Annotated in this window: 14 protein-coding genes and 2 pseudogenes; 5 read left to right on the plus strand and 11 right to left on the minus strand. The window is 46.6% G+C overall.

Annotated features, from left to right (window positions below):
• Window positions 1-115 precede the first annotated feature (115 nt).
• From lolA to BGP75_RS27430, 3 genes and pseudogenes are all read right to left on the minus strand, one after another.
• Window positions 116-742 (minus strand): outer membrane lipoprotein chaperone LolA, encoded by a 627-nt coding sequence (lolA, locus tag BGP75_RS14145; RefSeq protein ID WP_076719468.1) that lies wholly within the window; start codon window positions 740-742, stop codon window positions 116-118.
• A gap of 50 nt (window positions 743-792) precedes the next feature.
• A pseudogene (locus BGP75_RS27425) lies at window positions 793-2286 on the minus strand (DNA translocase FtsK); the annotation flags it as partial.
• Between the two features lie 633 nt (window positions 2287-2919).
• A pseudogene (locus BGP75_RS27430) lies at window positions 2920-3633 on the minus strand (DNA translocase FtsK 4TM domain-containing protein); the annotation flags it as partial.
• A gap of 65 nt (window positions 3634-3698) precedes the next feature.
• On the opposite strand from BGP75_RS27430, the gene trxB reads away from it, so the two are divergent.
• From trxB to infA, 4 genes are all read left to right on the plus strand, one after another.
• Complete coding sequence (trxB, locus tag BGP75_RS14155) at window positions 3699-4655, plus strand: thioredoxin-disulfide reductase (protein WP_076719469.1); 957 nt, start codon at window positions 3699-3701, stop codon at window positions 4653-4655.
• A gap of 31 nt (window positions 4656-4686) precedes the next feature.
• Window positions 4687-5403: a leucyl/phenylalanyl-tRNA--protein transferase gene (gene aat / locus BGP75_RS14160; RefSeq protein ID WP_076719470.1), complete on the plus strand. Its 717-nt coding sequence runs from the start codon at window positions 4687-4689 to the stop codon at window positions 5401-5403.
• Window positions 5404-5407: 4 nt separating this feature from the next.
• Entirely contained in the window at window positions 5408-6136 is a 729-nt protein-coding gene (locus BGP75_RS14165; protein ID WP_076719471.1) for an arginyltransferase, read from the plus strand.
• Between the two features lie 172 nt (window positions 6137-6308).
• Complete coding sequence (infA, locus tag BGP75_RS14170) at window positions 6309-6527, plus strand: translation initiation factor IF-1 (protein WP_076719472.1); 219 nt, start codon at window positions 6309-6311, stop codon at window positions 6525-6527.
• A gap of 107 nt (window positions 6528-6634) precedes the next feature.
• Here the strand turns inward: infA and clpA are convergent, their stop codons facing one another.
• The gene (gene clpA / locus BGP75_RS14175) at window positions 6635-8887 is read right to left on the minus strand and encodes an ATP-dependent Clp protease ATP-binding subunit ClpA (protein WP_076719473.1); all 2253 of its coding nucleotides are present in this window, start codon (window positions 8885-8887) and stop codon (window positions 6635-6637) included.
• A 25-nt stretch (window positions 8888-8912) separates the two neighbouring features.
• Entirely contained in the window at window positions 8913-9257 is a 345-nt protein-coding gene (gene clpS / locus BGP75_RS14180) for an ATP-dependent Clp protease adapter ClpS (RefSeq protein WP_076719474.1), read from the minus strand.
• A gap of 651 nt (window positions 9258-9908) precedes the next feature.
• On the opposite strand from clpS, the gene cspD reads away from it, so the two are divergent.
• The gene (gene cspD, locus BGP75_RS14190; protein ID WP_076719476.1) at window positions 9909-10139 is read left to right on the plus strand and encodes a cold shock domain-containing protein CspD; all 231 of its coding nucleotides are present in this window, start codon (window positions 9909-9911) and stop codon (window positions 10137-10139) included.
• Window positions 10140-10280: 141 nt separating this feature from the next.
• On the opposite strand, the gene icd is transcribed toward cspD, so the two are convergent.
• The 6 genes from icd to sucC form a co-directional block, all read right to left on the minus strand.
• The gene (gene icd / locus BGP75_RS14195; protein WP_076719477.1) at window positions 10281-11537 is read right to left on the minus strand and encodes an NADP-dependent isocitrate dehydrogenase; all 1257 of its coding nucleotides are present in this window, start codon (window positions 11535-11537) and stop codon (window positions 10281-10283) included.
• 66 nt (window positions 11538-11603) lie between these two features.
• On the minus strand, window positions 11604-14486 hold the full coding sequence (locus BGP75_RS14200; protein ID WP_076719478.1) for an EAL domain-containing protein: 2883 nt from the start codon (window positions 14484-14486) through the stop codon (window positions 11604-11606).
• Between the two features lie 15 nt (window positions 14487-14501).
• Window positions 14502-15695, minus strand: a complete 1194-nt coding sequence (locus tag BGP75_RS14205) for a hypothetical protein (protein ID WP_083704823.1) — start codon at window positions 15693-15695, stop codon at window positions 14502-14504.
• 28 nt (window positions 15696-15723) lie between these two features.
• Window positions 15724-16095, minus strand: a complete 372-nt coding sequence (locus BGP75_RS14210) for a substrate-binding domain-containing protein (RefSeq protein ID WP_198939361.1) — start codon at window positions 16093-16095, stop codon at window positions 15724-15726.
• A 306-nt stretch (window positions 16096-16401) separates the two neighbouring features.
• Window positions 16402-17274, minus strand: coding sequence for a succinate--CoA ligase subunit alpha (sucD, locus tag BGP75_RS14215; RefSeq protein WP_076719479.1), 873 nt, complete (start codon window positions 17272-17274; stop codon window positions 16402-16404).
• A gap of 2 nt (window positions 17275-17276) precedes the next feature.
• On the minus strand, window positions 17277-18443 hold the full coding sequence (sucC, locus tag BGP75_RS14220; RefSeq protein ID WP_076719480.1) for an ADP-forming succinate--CoA ligase subunit beta: 1167 nt from the start codon (window positions 18441-18443) through the stop codon (window positions 17277-17279).

An 18443-nucleotide genomic window follows, 5' to 3' on the forward strand; every position in this document is an offset into this window, starting at 1 on the left:
AGCCCTGATCAGACGAACCAAAAAGATCTTGATCCACTAGTATTTGCCTACCCTATAGTTACTCAGCATATTGTCCCACTCCTGTCTCGGTAACGACACGACAGCAAGGATGAGCCTACTCTCCAATGACATCAACCCCATCAGGTACGGTGAAGGTAAAAATAGACGGTTCTAAATCCGGGTTAAATTGAGAGTTTTGAAACGCCACGCTGGTTTGTTGGCCAAGATTATCCTCCAGCTGCATTTCAACCGGAATGCCGCCAGAAAACATAATCCGCATGACAACAAAAAGTGAATTCTCATCCTTGGGAACCAAGCGATAAACACCCTCTTTTCCTTCCGATGGCCCGGAAATGACAAAATTTTGCTCTAAATCACTGATATCTCCACTAAGCAACAGGGCCGGCGTATTGCCCAGTCGATTATCAACGTCTTTAACAGTAACCTGCTCTAAGTCCTCATCGTAAAGCCAAAGCTGCTTTCCATCGGAAACCAGTAACTGAGGAAAAGGGTCTTGGGTTCTCCATCTGAACATACCAGGTCTTTGTAGCTCCACATGCCCATTTGCTGCCTGCATCCGACTGCCGCTGTTATCGAGAACCAACTGCTCAAAGTCAGCACTGAAACTGCTGAGTTCAGACAAAAGGCGATTAAGATTTTCAGCTGCAGAGCCGGAAAACGCTGGCATGGAGCTAAAAAGCAGTGCAAAAAAAAGAGCAAAATATCTTATAGGGCGATACATACGCTAATCACTATCCTTATATGTTTTTATCGGAATATCTGGCAAAAAATCTACATTTCTACCGGTGGTGGCGCCAGCACTTCGCGACTACCATTATGACCAGCTTCGCTGACCACCCCAGCGGCTTCCATCGACTCTACCATCCGAGCCGCGCGGTTATAGCCAATCTTCAGCTTTCGCTGAACGGCTGATATTGATGCTCTTCGACTATGAGTAACGAAAGCAACCGCTTCATCGTACAAGGGGTCTTGTTCATCATCAAAAGAGGCCCCCATCATTCCTCCAGAATCGGAGTCGGCAGAAGAGGCCAGAATATTGTCAACAAAATTCGCCGGCCCCCATTTTTTCCAGGCATCAACCAGACGGTGAACCTCATCATCAGCAACAAAGGCACCATGAACACGAACAGGTACGCTGGTTCCCGCAGGCAAGTAAAGCATATCTCCATAGCCTAGAAGGTTTTCGGCTCCTCCTTGATCCAGTATCGTACGTGAGTCAATTTTGGATGATACCTGGAATGCAATTCGAGTAGGTACGTTTGCCTTGATAAGGCCCGTGATAACATCTACTGACGGTCTTTGAGTTGCCAATATCAGATGAATACCCGCCGCTCGCGCTTTTTGAGCTATTCGAGCAATAAGCTCTTCCACTTTTTTGCCCACGATCATCATCATGTCAGCAAATTCATCGATCACAACAACGATAAAAGGCAGATTTTCCAGTTCAGGCGCAGGGGCATGCTCATCAAACCCTTCTTCCAATGGATTCCACAACGGATCAAGAATTGGTTCACCATTTGCCTGGGCAGTTCTGAGTTTATCGTTGAATCCAGCCAGGTTCCTAACCCCTAATTTGGCCATCAACTTGTACCTACGTTCCATTTCAGCGACACACCAGCGCAATCCCGCGGCTGCTTCTTTCATATCAGTGATAACGGGAGTTAACAAATGAGGAATACCGTCGTAGATGGAAAGCTCCAGCATCTTCGGATCCACCATCATCAGACGGACTTCATCGGGTGTTGCCTTAAACAGCAGACTCAATAGCATGGCGTTAACACCAACAGACTTACCGGAACCCGTTGTTCCCGCTACCAAGAGGTGAGGCATTTTTGCAAGGTTAACCACCACAGGGTTACCTGCAATATCGTTACCGAGCGCCAAGCTCAGTTTAGATTCCGCTTTACCGTATACTTTGGCATTGAGAACTTCACTCAGGCGTACAATCTCCCGGTTTTCATTCGGAATCTCGATGCCAACCACCGACTTCCCGGCAATAACTTCAACAACCCGAACACTCAGCACCGCCATCGAACGAGCCAGATCTTTGGCAAGATTTGATATCTTGCTGACTTTAACGCCGGGTGCCGGCTGAATTTCGAAACGGGTAATTACCGGCCCCGGGTTAACTTCAACAACTTCTGCGATAACGCCGAAATCTTTAAGTTTCGATTCCAGCAATCTCGACATTGCTTCAAGCACCTCAGGGCTATAACCCTGCTCTTTCTTATCTTCAGGCTTATCCAGCAAAGACAGCGGAGGAATTCGTTTTCTGCCAAGCTGGGAAAGTGCTGACTTGGAAGATCTACGGGGAGTTCCGTCCAGGTCATCATCACTTGCCTGAGGCTTCACGGTTTCAGACAGGGGCACTATCTTTACATGCTTTTCATGGGACGTCGCTGACGCTGGTGCCACAGATTCACTAACAGTCCCCTGCCCCTTGTTATCGACAGAAGATCTATTAGCCAGAGATGGCCCCGCTGAGACCCCTTCAACAGATCGCGCCTCATTGTTTGCTGCCTGGGAGACCGATTCCGTCGTTTGCATTAAACCAGAGCTGTCGTCGACCCTGTATTCTTGCCGGTCATTTCCTGCACTCAGCGGATCTCCATCGCTATAGATGGAAAAGTCAGCGTTCAGAGAAGGTTCTTTTTTTGTTACAGACTGGGCTTGCTCTGTTAAACGCTCAAAAAATTGCGACACCCGGCCAGACTGTGCTGCTTTGTCGGGGTGCTCAGACTGCGAATCTGCATCAACGTCTGTTTCTGCGTTAATAAAAGGGGCGTCGACACCCGTATCAAATCGACCATACTCACTATCAACAGAGAACGACTCGGCGCTTTTAGCGTTAGGCATTAAGCGCGACACAACAGAAAAAACCGCCATACCCAGCCAGTCCGCCACACGCACCCAGGATATATCGGAAAACAGAGTCAATCCCAAGAGCCATAGGGGTAATAACAAAAAACTAGCTCCAATCAATCCAAATAAACCAAGTGCATACGAAGATACCGACAGCCCCAGCATACCTCCTGCACCAAAAGGAAGCTCCATCCACTGATTACCAAAATGAAGTGTCGCAATTCCCGAACCGGCAACGATAAAAACCAGTGCACCAAGCATCCTCAAGGAAAAATAAGCCAATGCTGCCGAAAGGCGTTGTTGACGCTTTCGAAAAAAAAGAGCAGCTCGGTAGATCAACATTAAAGGGGGGGCAAATGCGAGAAAGCCCACAGCAGAATAAGAAAAATCAGCAAGCCAAGCCCCCCCGGGGCCCGCCAAATTACGTACGATCCCGTCATACCCCAGATGAGACCAGCCTGGATCTCTAGAATCAAAAGTCAGCAGAGAGAGTAACAGCAACGCACAGCTGCCAATTAAGACAATCACGCCCCCTTCTTTGACGATCCGTGATACAAAAGAGACAAATGCCTCGCGCTCAGTAGCGGTCAAAACTAAATCTTCCCCTTGAATAAAATAGTAGTAGCGGTCAAAACTAAATCTTCCCCTTGAATAAAATAGTAAAAGTACCATATTTACTGTTTCGGAGCAGCGCAGTAATTCAGCGTCTCCGTTAAAGTTCGAGATCAACAATCTCGATGAAGGTTCCATAATCAAATAAGTTTGCTTTAAAATACCGTCATTGCCGTCTGTATTAGCTAAATTGAGAACATTCCATGAGCGAAGTTAAGCACCACAAATTGATCGTACTTGGGTCAGGTCCTGCTGGTTACACTGCAGCTATCTATGCTGCAAGAGCAAACTTGAATCCTGTTGTCATCACGGGCATGCAGGCCGGTGGTCAGCTGACCACCACAACCGATGTTGATAATTGGCCAGGAGATGCAGAAGGTGTACAGGGCCCAGAGCTAATGCAACGGATGCAAAAACACGCGGAACGGTTTGAAACAGAAGTAATTTTTGATCATATCAACGAGGTTTCTCTGAAGCAACGTCCTTTTACTTTGATCGGAGACAGCAACACTTATACTTGCGATGCACTGATCATTGCCACAGGCGCATCTGCTCAATACCTGGGCCTGGAGTCTGAAGAAGCATTCATGGGTAAAGGGGTCAGTGCTTGCGCTACCTGTGATGGATTCTTTTATCGCAACCAGAAAGTTGTCGTTATTGGTGGTGGAAACACCGCTGTAGAGGAAGCCTTGTATTTGTCCAACATCGCGTCAGAAGTAACCCTTATACATCGTCGTGACTCATTACGAAGCGAAAAAATATTACAGGACCATCTGCTCGAAAAGGTAGAAAACGGCAATATCAATATCGAGTGGAATCACACTCTGGACGAAGTACTTGGCGATGATATGGGCGTCACAGGCGTAAGAATCAAAGACGTAAACACGGGAGAAACCAAGGAGCTAGAGACTCTCGGTGTGTTTGTTGCTATTGGCCACAAGCCTAACACGGACATATTTATCGATCAGCTGGAGATGAAAGGCGGCTATCTAACCATTAACAGCGGCCTGGCTGGAAACGCAACTCAAACCAGCGTGCCTGGAGTCTTTGCTGCAGGCGATGTTGCAGATCAGGTCTATCGCCAGGCAGTCACGTCGGCAGGTTTTGGCTGCATGGCCGCCTTGGATGCCGAGCGCTACATCGACGGTCTCAATAAATAGCCAATATTAACGATTCCGATCTATAACAGAAATGTCGAGTATCTATTGGCTCGAACCAGATAGCATTGACTTTCCTCCCGCTGACTTAGCACTCCGTGATCCAAACGGCTTGCTTGCAGCTGGAGGCGACCTGTCACTGCCTCGCTTGGTATCCGCCTATCAAAACGGGATATTCCCTTGGTTTGATGATGACCAGCCAATACTCTGGTGGAGCCCGGATCCTCGCTGCGTGCTCTTTCCTGATCAACTCTATTTGTCCAAAAGTCTCCGGAAGGCGCTAAGAAAACAGGATTATTCTGTCACTTTTGATCGTGCTTTTGAGACAGTTATCACCTCATGCTCGGCCCCCAGAGCATCGACTAGCGAAACCTGGATTACTGAAGATATGAAACAGGCTTATGCCGAGCTTCATCACGCAGGTTTCGCCCACTCCGTTGAAGTCTGGCGAAACGGAGAGTTAGTTGGAGGACTCTACGGGATTGCCATGGGAAGAATGTTTTTCGGTGAGTCAATGTTTAGCAAACAACGAGACGCATCGAAGATCGCATTCGTCTATTTAGTCGAACAGTTACGAACTTGGGGCTATTATTTAATTGATTGCCAAGTCCATAGCGATCATTTAGCCAGTCTGGGTGCTGGTGAAATTCCGCGTTCAGAATTTCTAAAAATACTGAACCGTGAGATCAATACCGACGTCCAACACACATGGCATATGAATTGGTGCTACCAAAAGCGAGAGTCTAGCTGATACTGTGACAGACCTGCGAGAATTACAATTTTATGCTACGCCAGAACACCCTTGTAGTTATTTGAGTGACAGACAAGCCAAGACCTTGTTTGCTGATCCAAAAGCGGAGCTAAATCGCACTGACTACAGCGCACTGTCGGACTTGGGATTCAGGCGTAGTGGCCCACATGTATACCGCCCCCATTGCGGTGGCTGCAGCGCGTGTATTTCCGCGCGTATTCCTGTTGATTGCTTTAAGCTGTCTAAAAGCCAGAAACGCGTATTTCGAAACAATCAGGATCTGACAGTCAGGCCCACCGCCCCCGTTTACAGTGATGAACTTTATGACCTGTATGAACGTTACATTAACCACCGACACTTTGACGGGGATATGTATCCCCCCAGCCCTGAACAGTTCCGGTCTTTTCTGGTGGACAGCAAGCAAGACACCTTCTTTTACCAGTTTAAATCCGCTGACAGGCTGCTGGCTGTAGCAGTGGTCGACCGACTTGATCAGGGGCTATCAGCAATTTATACATTTTTTGACCCCGATGAATCACATCGCAGCCTTGGAAAATTTTCCATTCTTAAACAGATAGAAGCTGTAAGGGATCAGAATCTGCCCTATCTGTATCTGGGTTACTGGATTAAAGGGTGCCAAAAAATGAATTATAAAATTGACTACCGGCCAATACAGCTGTTGCTTGACGGCCACTGGACACAGATAAACACTAACGAGCTATCGATGCCATAGAATGTTTTGCTAAATCATTATAAATGAGGCAAAATATCGCGCCTTAGCAAATGAACCACTTATTACTGGCGCTACTGCCGCCATATATTTGCAACATATTTTTGCAACTATAGATTAATAACTACACTTGTAATTAAACCGGGCTGGATTGGCCCCAGAGGTAAGCCCTGTAATGGCAAAAGAAGAATGCATTGAAATGGACGGCACCATCATCGACACTCTGCCGAACACCATGTTCCGCGTGGAGCTGGAGAACGGTCACGTCGTTACCGCTCACATTTCCGGTAAAATGCGTAAGCACTACATTCGAATTCTGACTGGTGACAAAGTAAAGGTCGAGCTAACACCTTACGATCTGTCAAAAGGTCGTATCGTATACCGCGCTCGATAGTTTCCAAGCCCCGGCTCCAATACTGACGTGAAGCTTTAAAAGCTGAACGCTAAAAAGTAAAAAGCCGATCATCCACAGAGTGATCGGCTTCCTGCTTGGGGCAGCCGTTAAGCTGCCTCATAATCAAACGAAAGCTTATCCTCCTTGACACTGACTCCGACTGTTCCACCCTTTTCAGATAAGGCACCGAACAGCACTTGCTCAGCCAATGGCTTTTTGACCTCCTCTTGAATCAGGCGAGCCATAGGACGCGCTCCCATCTTCTCGTCATACCCGTTCTCTGCCAGCCAGCTAATAGCATCATCATCAAAGACGAGATGAACACTCTTGTCATCCAACTGTGCCTGCAATTGCGTGAGGAACTTATCAACAACACCGCGAATCACTTCAGTATTCAAAGGTTGGAATTGAATAATAGAATCCAAGCGGTTACGGAACTCTGGAGTAAAGGTCTTTCTAATGGCCTCCATTCCATCACTACTGTGATCCTGTAGAGAAAACCCAATGGACCGACGGCTTATTTCATGAGCTCCCGCATTTGTTGTCATAACAACAATGACATTTCTGAAATCGGCTTTACGACCATTGTTATCTGTCAATGTACCGTTATCCATGACCTGCAACAGCAAATTAAAGACCTCCGGGTGGGCCTTTTCGATTTCGTCCAGCAGCAGAACACAGTGCGGTGTCTTGGTGACAGCCTCGGTAAGCAAGCCCCCCTGGTCATAACCAACATAACCGGGAGGAGCACCAATCAGACGCGAAACCGTATGGCGTTCCATATATTCAGACATATCAAAGCGTACAAGCTCAATCCCCATTATTTTTGCAAGCTGAGCTGTGACCTCCGTTTTACCGACTCCGGTAGGCCCGGCAAACAAAAATGAACCGATTGGCTTCTGAGGTTCTTTAAGACCTGCTCGCGAGAGCTTGATTGCAGAAGACAATGACTCTATAGCCGGATCCTGACCAAAGACTACCATTTTCAGGTTCTTTTCAAGACTATGCAGGGCTTCCTTATCCGAAGCAGAGACACTCTTAGGAGGAATCCTGGCAATTTTTGCAACAATGCTTTCAATATCAGGAACATCTATCCGTTTCTTTCGCTTCTTCTCATCAAGCAGCTGCTGATAAGCACCAGCCTCATCGACTACATCGATAGCCTTATCGGGCATATGTTTGTCGTTGATATACCGATCAGCCAGCTCAGAGGCCGCTCTGAGGGCCTTATTGGTATAGGTTAGGTTATGATGTTTTTCATAACGGGATTTCAGGCCTTTTAGGATCTGGTAGGTTTCTTCTATCGATGGCTCCAGAACGTCTATTTTTTGAAAACGACGCGCCAGCGCTCTGTCCTTTTCAAAAATCCCCCTAAACTCCTGGAACGTTGTTGAACCGATACAACGCAGATCACCACTGCTGAGCAAAGGTTTAAGAAGATTAGAAGCATCCATGGCTCCACCTGAGGCCGCACCTGCGCCTATGATGGTGTGGATTTCATCGATAAATAAAATACTGTAGTCTTCCTTTCCAATCTCAGCCAGAAGACCTTTCAGGCGTTTTTCGAAATCACCTCTGTATTTAGTACCGGCCAACAGCGCCCCCATATCCAGAGAGTAAACGGTACTTTTATCGATCACCTCGGGCACTTCGCCATCAACAATCATTTTGGCAAGACCTTCAGCAATAGCGGTCTTGCCGACTCCGGCCTCTCCCACCAGCAACGGATTATTCTTTCGACGGCGGGAAAGAATCTGGATAACCCTTTCCACTTCCTGCTGCCGCCCGACAAGCGGATCGATCCGACCAGCAGCAGCCACTTCATTAAGATTAATAGCAAATTGCTTTAACGGACTGGCCTGTGTGCTTTCTTCCTGTTCGTGTTCTACAGAAGGCTCATCATCGTGAGAGTGAGCACTATCAAGCACTTTCGATATGCCATGGGAAATATAATTAATGACATCAATCCGTTCAATGCTCTGCTGATTCAGAGCATAAACCGCCTGGCTTTCCTGTTCACTGAATATAGCCACAAGAACATTGGCGCCAGTGACTTCATTTTTACCAGACGATTGAACGTGAAATACAGCTCGCTGCAGCACTCGCTGGAAACCCAGCGTAGGCTGCGTATCTCTGTCGTGGTCATCAGCAGGGATCAATGGTGTAGTCGAGTCAACAAAGGCATTCAGGTTGGCTCTCAGCTTTTCAATATCAACTCCACAGGCTTCGAGAACCTCTACTGCTGAATTGTTGCTGAGTAGCGCTAAAAGCAGATGCTCCACGGTCATAAACTCGTGGCGCTTGTCTCTTGCTTCCTGGAAAGCCATGCTCAAAGTTAATTCTAGATCTTTGTTTAGCACGATAAACTGCCTCTCTTGGAACCAATTAAGCCTTATCAACTTCGCAGAGCAGTGGGTGTTGGCACTCTCTCGAATATTGATTAACTTGAGTTGCTTTAGTTTCAGCAATATCACGCGGATAGATGCCACAAACTGCTTTTCCCTGGGTGTGGACGGCGAGCATCACCTGCGTCGCCTTCTCCTGCTCCATGTTGAAGAATACCCTCAAAACTTCAACCACAAAATCCATAGGAGTATAGTCGTCATTCAATAGCAAAACCTTATACATAGAAGGAGGCTTTAATGCTGGCTTCATCTCCTGAGTCAGGAGCCCTCCTTCGCTACCGGCCTCCTTATCTTTATTTAACTCTATTGCACTCAAAAAAATCATTCCCTAAACCTGTTAAACTTAACATCCCAGATATGATACCCCCTGCTCAGACTTGACGCATCTCTGGCTCTTTGTATTTTAACCTCCAGAAGAATTTATTGGCACAACGCGCCTCCCTTTCTGTGCTCTCGCCTGCTGGTATCCATCGATTTTTAATTATAACCCGACCATTTTTGCCGTAGACCCTTTTTTTTTGCGGAAAGTTCCGGGGCTTCAGCACAATTGTCATCCTGACCAGAGCTACAACTTAATCCTGACAAACCGGTTTCAACACTTACTTCACTGTTATTAAGCTTAGTTCATTCCCAGAAAATCGCTTCTCAAAAAAACCTATCATATTGAATTTATGGGACTATATGTTCCATTTTCAACCTGCACCCCAGGTTAGTCTGGCGCAGAATCCGGATCTTGGAAAACTTAGTTTCATCATTACCCTTTCCCATAGAACCAAAGTCGAACTAGTATTGTCCATACCTATCTCTCGATGTCGATCAATCAACCAAGTAGCCGTTTCTAACAGGGATAAAACCTCGTTAAAGTCAATTTTAACGCCAGAAGCTGAAAGTCTATCTTGCAAAAAGCGCGACATATGACGAGAATACGTGAATAGCTTTATTAGCTATAGATAATTTGTAGTTTAAGGAGTTCTCAATGCACTCAGGGAAAGTAAAGTGGTTTAACAATGCCAAAGGGTATGGTTTTATCCTATCAGACAAATCTGAAGAAGATCTATTCGCACACTATTCAGCTATACAGATGGACGGGTATAAAACACTAAAGGCCGGACAGGAAGTAAATTTCGAGACTACACCAGGTCCGAAAGGCACCCATGCTGTCAACATTCGCCCAGCGGAAGCTAAAGAACAAGCTGAAGCTAATTAGTAAAGGAGGCAAGACTCTGTAATCAGAATCTTTTTTCCACCCGTAAAAAAACCAGCCTTAGGCTGGTTTTTTATCCTCTCTGCTCAGATCTTCAGAATCTGCTCATAAGAGCGACCTTTGTTCTGACAGCATTGGACGCAGCTACATATTCGCAATCACTGCATCACCAAACCCAGAGCAGGAAACCAAGGTAGCGTCTTCCATCAGCCGATCAAAATCATAGGTTACAGTTTTCGCTGCAATTGCCCCGGAAACACCTTTGAGTATCAGATCTGCTGCTTCCTTCCAGCCAAGATGGCGCAGCATCATTTCAGCGGAAAGTATAACAGAGCCAGGATTAACCTTGTCTTTGCCTGCATATTTAGGCGCTGTTCCATGAGTTGCTTCAAAGATAGCAATATCATCGCTAAGGTTTGCACCAGGAGCAATCCCAATGCCTCCCACCTCAGCAGCCAGCGCATCTGAAAGATAATCCCCATTCAGGTTCAGGGTAGCGATAACCGAGTACTCTGCTGGACGGAGTAAAATCTGCTGTAGCATTGCATCCGCAATAACATCCTTGATAACGATTTGATTTCCGGTATTGGGGTTGGTAATCGAACACCAGGGACCGCCATCAAGCAGTTCCGCACCAAATTCTTCTTTTGCCAGCTCGTAGCCCCACTCCTTAAAAGCACCTTCGGTAAATTTCATGATATTACCCTTGTGCACAAAGGTCACAGAAGGTTTATCATTATCAATAGCATATTGAATGGCTTTGCGGATCAGGCGCTGGGTACCTTCTTTGGAAACAGGCTTAATTCCTATCCCACAGTTCTCTTCGAAACGAATTTTGGTCACTCCAAACTCATCCTTCAGGAACTTAATCAGTTTATCGGCTTCGGCAGACCCCGCTTTAAACTCAACACCGGCATAGATATCTTCCGAGTTCTCTCTAAAGATACACATGTCGACATCCTGCGGGGCTTTGACAGGACTGGGAACCCCTGTAAACCATTGTACGGGCCTCTGACATACGTAGAGATCCAACTCTTGCCGTAAAGCCACATTAAGTGAGCGTATTCCTCCGCCCACTGGCGTAGTCAAAGGCCCCTTTATTCCAACGACAAATTCTCTAAATGCTTCAAGGGTTTCTTCTGGCATCCAGGTATCTGCGTCATAAATTTCTGTAGCCTTCTCTCCGGCATAGACTTCCATCCATGAGATTTCCCGATTGCCGCCATATGCCTTGCTTACAGCAGCATCAACAACCTTGATCATTGGTGGCGTCACATCGTAGCCAATCCCATCGCCTTCGATAAAAGGAATTATAGGATTATTGGGAACTTCCAGCGATTTATCGGTATTTACCGTTATTTTTTCCCCTTTAGAGGGTACCTTTATCTTCTCATATCCCATGTTGAACTCCGTATTTCAAAAAATAGTCAGATGCCTTTCGACATGCAGACACAGAATCATAAGTCACTATTTTACTTTGTATTCATTGGACCCTACGGCGTCAGAATTGTGAGTTACATGCTTCCCTTGCTGTTGAAGCATGTAACTTAAGCAGTCATCACCGGATAAGGGCTTGCTAAAATAAAACCCCTGAAACTCATCACAACCATTTTCCCGAAGAAATGCCACATGCCCGATATTTTCTACGCCTTCAGCTATCACTGTCAGATTAAGGCTATGACCCAAGGCAACAATTGCCCGGGTGATCGCTTCGTCATCTGCATATCGACCAATATCAAACACAAATGACTTGTCAATTTTAAGCTTATCAATCGGTAATTTTTTAAGATAGCTCAGGGAAGAGTACCCCGTACCAAAGTCGTCGATAGCCAGCTTTATCCCCATTTTTTTTAGCTGCTGCAACTTGGCGATTGTGCTTTCCGGACGACTCATAATAAAGCTTTCGGTAATTTCAAGCTCCAGTTGAGTTGGATGTATTTCTACTCGGTCGACAATATCCTGCACTTTTTGAATGAGTGAAGGATCCATAATTTGAGGCCCAGCAAGATTCACTGACATTCGAATCCCTGAAATCCCTTTTTGTTCCCACTCCTTGAGCTGTCGACAGGCTTCTTCAAGTACCCACGCACCTATTTCAACAATTTGCCCGGATTCCTCTGCAATCGGAATAAATCGATCCGGCTGGATCATCCCCTGATCGGGATGTATCCACCTTAACAGCGCTTCCACGCCGATCACTTCGGCATCAGAAGAAGATAGCTGAGGTTGGTAATAAAGTACCAGCTCGCGCCTCTCCAGAGCGTAGCGTAAGTCAACGTCCAGATTCAGACGCTCTTCAAAACCAGCTGACTGCTCAGGACTGTAGAATGAACATTGTTTACGTCCTTTTTGCTTTGACTGATGCATAGCAACATCTGCATGCTTTATCAGCGTATTGGCATCAGCCCCGTGCTCTGGATACAAGGCAATCCCCAGACTAACTGAAATGAACGCCTCATGACCTTCTACCTGGTAAGCTTTGGATAAATCCAGGAGCAGGTTGTCAGCCAACTCTTCAACATAATCCGTATGAATAAAGTCTTCCAGAATCACCACGAACTCATCCCCCCCCCAACGGGAAACGATCCCCATTTGCCGAACCAGTGATTTTATTCTATCAGCTGCCTGCTGCAGCAGCTCGTCACCAGCGGGATGACCCAGGCTGTCATTAATGTTTTTAAAGTGATCAAGGTCGCAGAAGATAACAGCCCTTCGCTGGAGACCGCCTTGATCTGCTTCTATAAGAGATTGCAACCTGCGCTGCAACCCCAGGCGATTCGGCAATTCTGTCAGAGGGTCATGGTTGGCCAACCACTGAAGTTGATGCTGAACTGTTTTCTGTTCAGTAATATCCATTCCAATGGACAATAACGCATCTGACTGATCTTTTTGGCTTAATCGGGAATGCAGCCAGGACAGAGTCCGCTGGCCACCGCTGGGGGCTTCAAACTGAGCCTCATACCTGCAGCTGTTACTGACACCAGCATAAACCAGATCAATGGCTTCCCTGGCATGCGGCCCAAGACTGCCAAACAGCTCTTCATAACTTCTGTTAACACATTGCTGCTCTGATTTACTGACCATAAGACAACCAAACTGATTGACGCTTTTGCAAACACCATCTTTGGTTTGCAGTAAGATAACAGCCTGAGCATTATCTAAAAGGCTGGCAACAAAATCCCGTTGCTTGGCAAGCTCCTTGCTGCTTTTATGCAAACGAAGAGTCCGGTTTTTCACTTCCCGGTCCAAACGTTCCAGCTCATCAGCAAGATGAATGGTGCTCTTCGCCAACTGCCCAAGCTCATCTTCAACCGTCTGTTTAAATACTCCACTGGCTTTTCTAAGACGTTTTCTAACCCTGTCGTAATCATGATGGGCAAGTAGCGGTAAAAGCCCTGCAACCAAAGACAAGGCATTGAGTGATGGCTGCATAACTGCAGCCAGCAATAATGCGCTGATCAATAAAGAAACCCAGGTCACGACAAGTAACTGAAGATTATTTCTGCGAATAGATTGGTAACTGTCAGTAACATCAGTCAGGAGAACCCAGTAACCTCGCTGTTGTTCCAGAATAGTCAGTGGAGTTAACGCGAGTTCATAGCGGATATCCCCCGACTGAAGCAGATACTGACCAGCTCCCCTGAATTCTGTTTTTTGAGCATATTCATTTAGTAGAGGTTCAAACTGAGTCCGGTTACTCAAGGCAGAAAGATTCACTCCCCAGGAGCGTAGGCCCTTGCTGCCCTCTTCTTCAGTTTTCAATAAAACACCGACACTTGAACCGGAAAACTCAGCGACATTTAGTACGACATCGGCGATCGAAGTAACAACAGCAACACTTCCTGTACCTTCCTCCAGCAATACCGGAACAGCGGCCACAATCTGACACTCAATCACACAACTAAAGCTGGTAGTAGGCTGCTCGCTGGTCAGTACCATTGTACTGATATCAGTAAGCAGCTGGTTTTTTGGGCCACTACTGTAGACAGCTTCCAACGAAGGTGAGCTTACTTGCAACTGCTCGATACCGGATAACAGAACTTGCTTGGAGGCTCTGTTTTTTAAGCCAAAGACAAGTTGTTCGTAATTAACGACATCCTGCCCTCCCTCAGCAAGCAGAACAAGAGATTCAGTCTGGCTGATCAGATCGTTTTGGACACGTCGAATCTGAGACTGAAGCGCGTTGGAACTGCGCTGCTGCTGAAGCTGCCTTTCTCTCTGTAATTGGTTTTCCTGCAAAACATTTGCTGCCCAGGAGACTCCGAGCGCAATAAAAAAGAACACCACCGTAAGAAGAAGAAACAACTTCCATTTAAGACTTAAAAAGCGCTGTCGCAATTCTTTGTTCATTCACCACCCTATCAACTAGAAACGATACGACGCTTGAAACATAAGCATATTCCAGTTCTTCTTCAGTTCGCCTGGTGATTCGTTATCAAGTGCTGAAAGCCAAGCCGTTCCCTCAACATGGTGAAGCTCTGCACGGGTATGCAGTTTGGGTGTTACCTGGTATCCGATACCGATGGTCCAATCCTTGGCAAACCCTTGATGAGCAGGACGTCCAGTCATTAATTGCAAATTGGTGCCATCAGGGTCGTCGTCATCGACAACTGCATCGTCATATCTAAGCAGTCCGGTCCATCGATGATCAAACCGATACTCTGCTTGAATGTAGTATGCTTTGATCGTATTGTCCTGCTTTGGCAGAAAAGAACCAAAACCACTACGGCTGATATTTTCAATAAAATACTCAGAAGTCAGGCTAAGATTTTCAAAATTCAGCTGTGCCGAATAACCAAATAATTCGAAATCAATCTCTCCGTTTCCGATAAAGAACGGTATATCGGAAGTAAAGGAGGTATTAGCATCTATAAAAGTGGCGGCCAGCCTGATCTGTCCGCTACCGTGCTCATAGAGTACTCTGGCCAATGCCAGTTCAGAACTGCCCAGCACACCAGGCAAGTCAGCCCCAAGCAGCGCACGTTCTGTATCAGCTCCTGTTAAAGGCTTCCCCCATAAGACATCTACCATCCAGCTACCGTAACTGGGTTGAGTTCGGTAGTAGCCTCCCACTCCGTCTGAGGATAGCTCCAGCTCCCGAACCTGGTCCGGGTAAATGGACTGTGGGAGAACAATACTTGGACGAGTAAAGGAAACATCACGGGTATCATTGTAAAACCCGATCGGGTTCTTCAATCGTCCAAACCTTACCCCGGCCTGGCGATCATTGTTCTGTAAGAAAGACCAATCGGCAAACAAGTAGTCCACCTGCACATCACCATCTTCTCCCTTACCTGCGGTTCTTGAAAGAAGCTGTCCGCTCAGACGTAGCTGAGGAGATACACTGTAAATACCGTTAATTCCCAGTTCACGGAAGTCAAAACTACCATTGCTATCAGAAGAGTTACCAAAAAAATTGTTACGATCACTAATCGACCAGCCTTGTGTGATAAAGCCACTCCATTGCCAGGAGTCATCAAGGTCAGAAGAGGCGTAAGAGTGGGCAGGTAGCAGAGTCAAAGCGGCCACTATAACCGACAGCAAGCAGGAAAAAGGCATTGAACTATTCCACAACGGGACCAAAGATCTAATCCAAAACCACATATCGAACTCCCCCTGCTCTATTGCCATCGACGATATATCCAATTGCACCCGGTGTCTGTGCGACCGCCTCTAACATTAGCTGTTGGTTTTTAATCTGTACCGGAGCTTGTCCAGTTCCTGAATAAACGGCTCGATCCCAAGTTTGTCTTAACTGGTAAGGGAATACCGCTAAAGTCCTTTTTGAAAACCGTCGGTGAATAGCATGATCATCGGGCAACACAAATACCCTGATTGGAGTACCGTCTGCCCAACGGGTTAATCGCATACTGAAAATAGATCTCAAAACACTTCGGCTGAGGTGGTCGTAGGGGACTTGCGAATTAATGATGACAACTGGCTGTTTGTTTTCAGCCACAGCCACCGAGGCATTAAAGATAAAGGAAGAGAGTAGTAAATATACTAATGAGATCCAGACCAGGACAGTCGAACGTAGAATACAGTACGACTGAATATCTAGAAGCGGAAATCTTAATCTAGAAAGAGAATGAAGCATCCTGCTAGAGGTTCCTTACCGGCTTGGTATATCAAATCACAACATAATAAGGTTGCACCAAAAATCTACTAGTCTGTATGTTATGCTATTCGACGACGAAAGTCCTGCAAAAAAAAGGGCAGCCAATGCCGCCCTTTTTCTAACGCTATTAACGACTTACCGGGAAACCTACCAGCCGGTAATTTCTTTTAACGCTGCGCCGATATCAGCCAGGGAGCGAACAGTCTTTACGCCAGCATCTTCTAATGCCGCAAACTTTTCGTCAGCTGTGCCCTTACCACCAGAAATAATTGCACCGGCGTGCCCCATTCTCTTACCAGCAGGAGCGGTAACACCGGCAATATAAGAGACGACAGGCTTAGTGACATTGGCTTTGATGTAAGCTGCCGCTTCCTCTTCAGCCGACCCACCTATTTCACCAATCATAACAATGGCTTCAGTTTTATCATCATTCTGAAACATTTCCAGAATATCGATGAAGTTAGAGCCAGGAATAGGATCACCACCAATACCAACGCAGGTAGACTGACCGTAACCGGCATCAGTCGTCTGCTTGACCGCTTCGTAAGTCAAAGTTCCGGAGCGAGACACAATACCTACCTTACCAGGCAGATGAATATGTCCAGGCATGATTCCAATCTTGCACTCTCCCGGAGTGATAACGCCTGGGCAGTTTGGTCCAATGACACGAACACCAAGTTCGTCGCATTTTACCTTGCATTCCAGCATGTCCAGTGTTGGAACTCCCTCAGTAATCACAACAACCAGTTTGATTCCAGCGTAAGCGGCCTCAAGAAGTGAATCCTTAACGAATGGAGCGGGAACATAGATAACAGATGCTTCTGCGCCTGTTTTTTCTACAGCTTCCGCAACTGTATTGAAAACAGGAAGACCAAGATGCTCTTGACCACCCTTACCAGGAGTAACGCCACCAACCATCTGAGTACCGTAAGCAATCGCTTGCTCAGAGTGAAAAGTACCCTGGCCACCGGTAAATCCCTGACAGATCACCTTTGTATCTTTATTGATCAGGATGCTCATTATTATTTACCCTCCGCTGCTTTAACCGCTTGCTCGGCAGCATCTTTCAGGCTGGTCGCAGCAATAATATCCAATCCACTGTCCGCCAGAACCTGGGTACCAAGTTCTGCGTTGTTACCTTCCAGGCGAACAACAACAGGCACTTCTACGCCAACTTCCTTAACAGCAGCGATAACGCCTTCCGCAATCAGATCGCAGCGTACAATACCGCCAAAGATATTAACCAGAACGGTTTTAACTTTGTCATCGGAAAGAATAATCTTGAATGCTTCAGCTACACGCTCTTTAGTAGCACCGCCCCCTACATCCAGAAAGTTTGCTGGAAAACCGCCATGTAACTTAACAATATCCATGGTTCCCATGGCCAGACCAGCACCATTTACCATGCAGCCGATATTGCCATCAAGAGCCACGTAATTGAGCTCCCACTGTGCCGCATGAGCTTCACGCTCGTCTTCCTGAGAAGGATCGTGCATTTCCTGCAAATCCTTATGGCGATAAACGGCGTTACCATCGATTGCCATTTTGGCATCCAGGCAATGCAGGTTACCTTCAGTGGTAATAACCAGCGGATTGATTTCCAGCAGAGCTAAATCTTTTTCCTGAAAAAGCTTAGCCAATCCTAAGAATATCTTGGTGAACTGGCTAACCTGAGCACCGCTCAGTCCCAATTTGAATGCCAGTTCACGGCCCTGATAAGGCAGCGCTCCGGTCAGAGGATCAATGGTAGCCTTTAGAATTTTCTCTGGAGTTTCCTCAGCAACCTTCTCAATTTCAACACCACCTTCGGTGGATGCCATAAATACGATACGGCGGGAGGAACGGTCTACAACAGCACCTAGATACAATTCTTGATCAATGTCTGTGCAGGATTCCACCAGAATTTTACTAACTGGCTGACCATTTTCATCAGTCTGATAAGTTACCAAATTCTTCCCAAGCCATTCCGCAGCAAAAGCTTTGGCTTCTTCAGGGCTGCTGATCAACTTGACACCACCGGCTTTTCCGCGTCCGCCAGCGTGGACCTGGGCTTTAACAACCCACTGATCACCGCCAATTTTACCGCATGCCTCAGCGGCTGCTTCGGGTGTGTCGACCGCATGCCCAATGGACACCGGCAACCCGTATTGGGCAAACAATTGTTTTCCCTGATACTCGTGAAGATTCAT

It is taken from the genome of Motiliproteus sp. MSK22-1, assembly GCF_001968815.1.
Lineage (GTDB): Bacteria > Pseudomonadota > Gammaproteobacteria > Pseudomonadales > Balneatricaceae > Motiliproteus.

Coding starts and splice junctions, on each gene's coding strand:
- lolA (WP_076719468.1), bottom strand. CDS start 742: ATGTATCGCCCTATAAGATATTTTGCTCTTTTTTTTGCACTGCTTTTT.
- trxB (WP_076719469.1), top strand. CDS start 3,699: ATGAGCGAAGTTAAGCACCACAAATTGATCGTACTTGGGTCAGGTCCT.
- aat (WP_076719470.1), top strand. CDS start 4,687: ATGTCGAGTATCTATTGGCTCGAACCAGATAGCATTGACTTTCCTCCC.
- infA (WP_076719472.1), top strand. CDS start 6,309: ATGGCAAAAGAAGAATGCATTGAAATGGACGGCACCATCATCGACACT.
- clpS (WP_076719474.1), bottom strand. CDS start 9,257: ATGATTTTTTTGAGTGCAATAGAGTTAAATAAAGATAAGGAGGCCGGT.
- cspD (WP_076719476.1), top strand. CDS start 9,909: ATGCACTCAGGGAAAGTAAAGTGGTTTAACAATGCCAAAGGGTATGGT.
- icd (WP_076719477.1), bottom strand. CDS start 11,537: ATGGGATATGAGAAGATAAAGGTACCCTCTAAAGGGGAAAAAATAACG.
- BGP75_RS14200 (WP_076719478.1), bottom strand. CDS start 14,486: ATGAACAAAGAATTGCGACAGCGCTTTTTAAGTCTTAAATGGAAGTTG.
- BGP75_RS14205 (WP_083704823.1), bottom strand. CDS start 15,695: ATGCCTTTTTCCTGCTTGCTGTCGGTTATAGTGGCCGCTTTGACTCTG.
- sucD (WP_076719479.1), bottom strand. CDS start 17,274: ATGAGCATCCTGATCAATAAAGATACAAAGGTGATCTGTCAGGGATTT.
- sucC (WP_076719480.1), bottom strand. CDS start 18,443: ATGAATCTTCACGAGTATCAGGGAAAACAATTGTTTGCCCAATACGGG.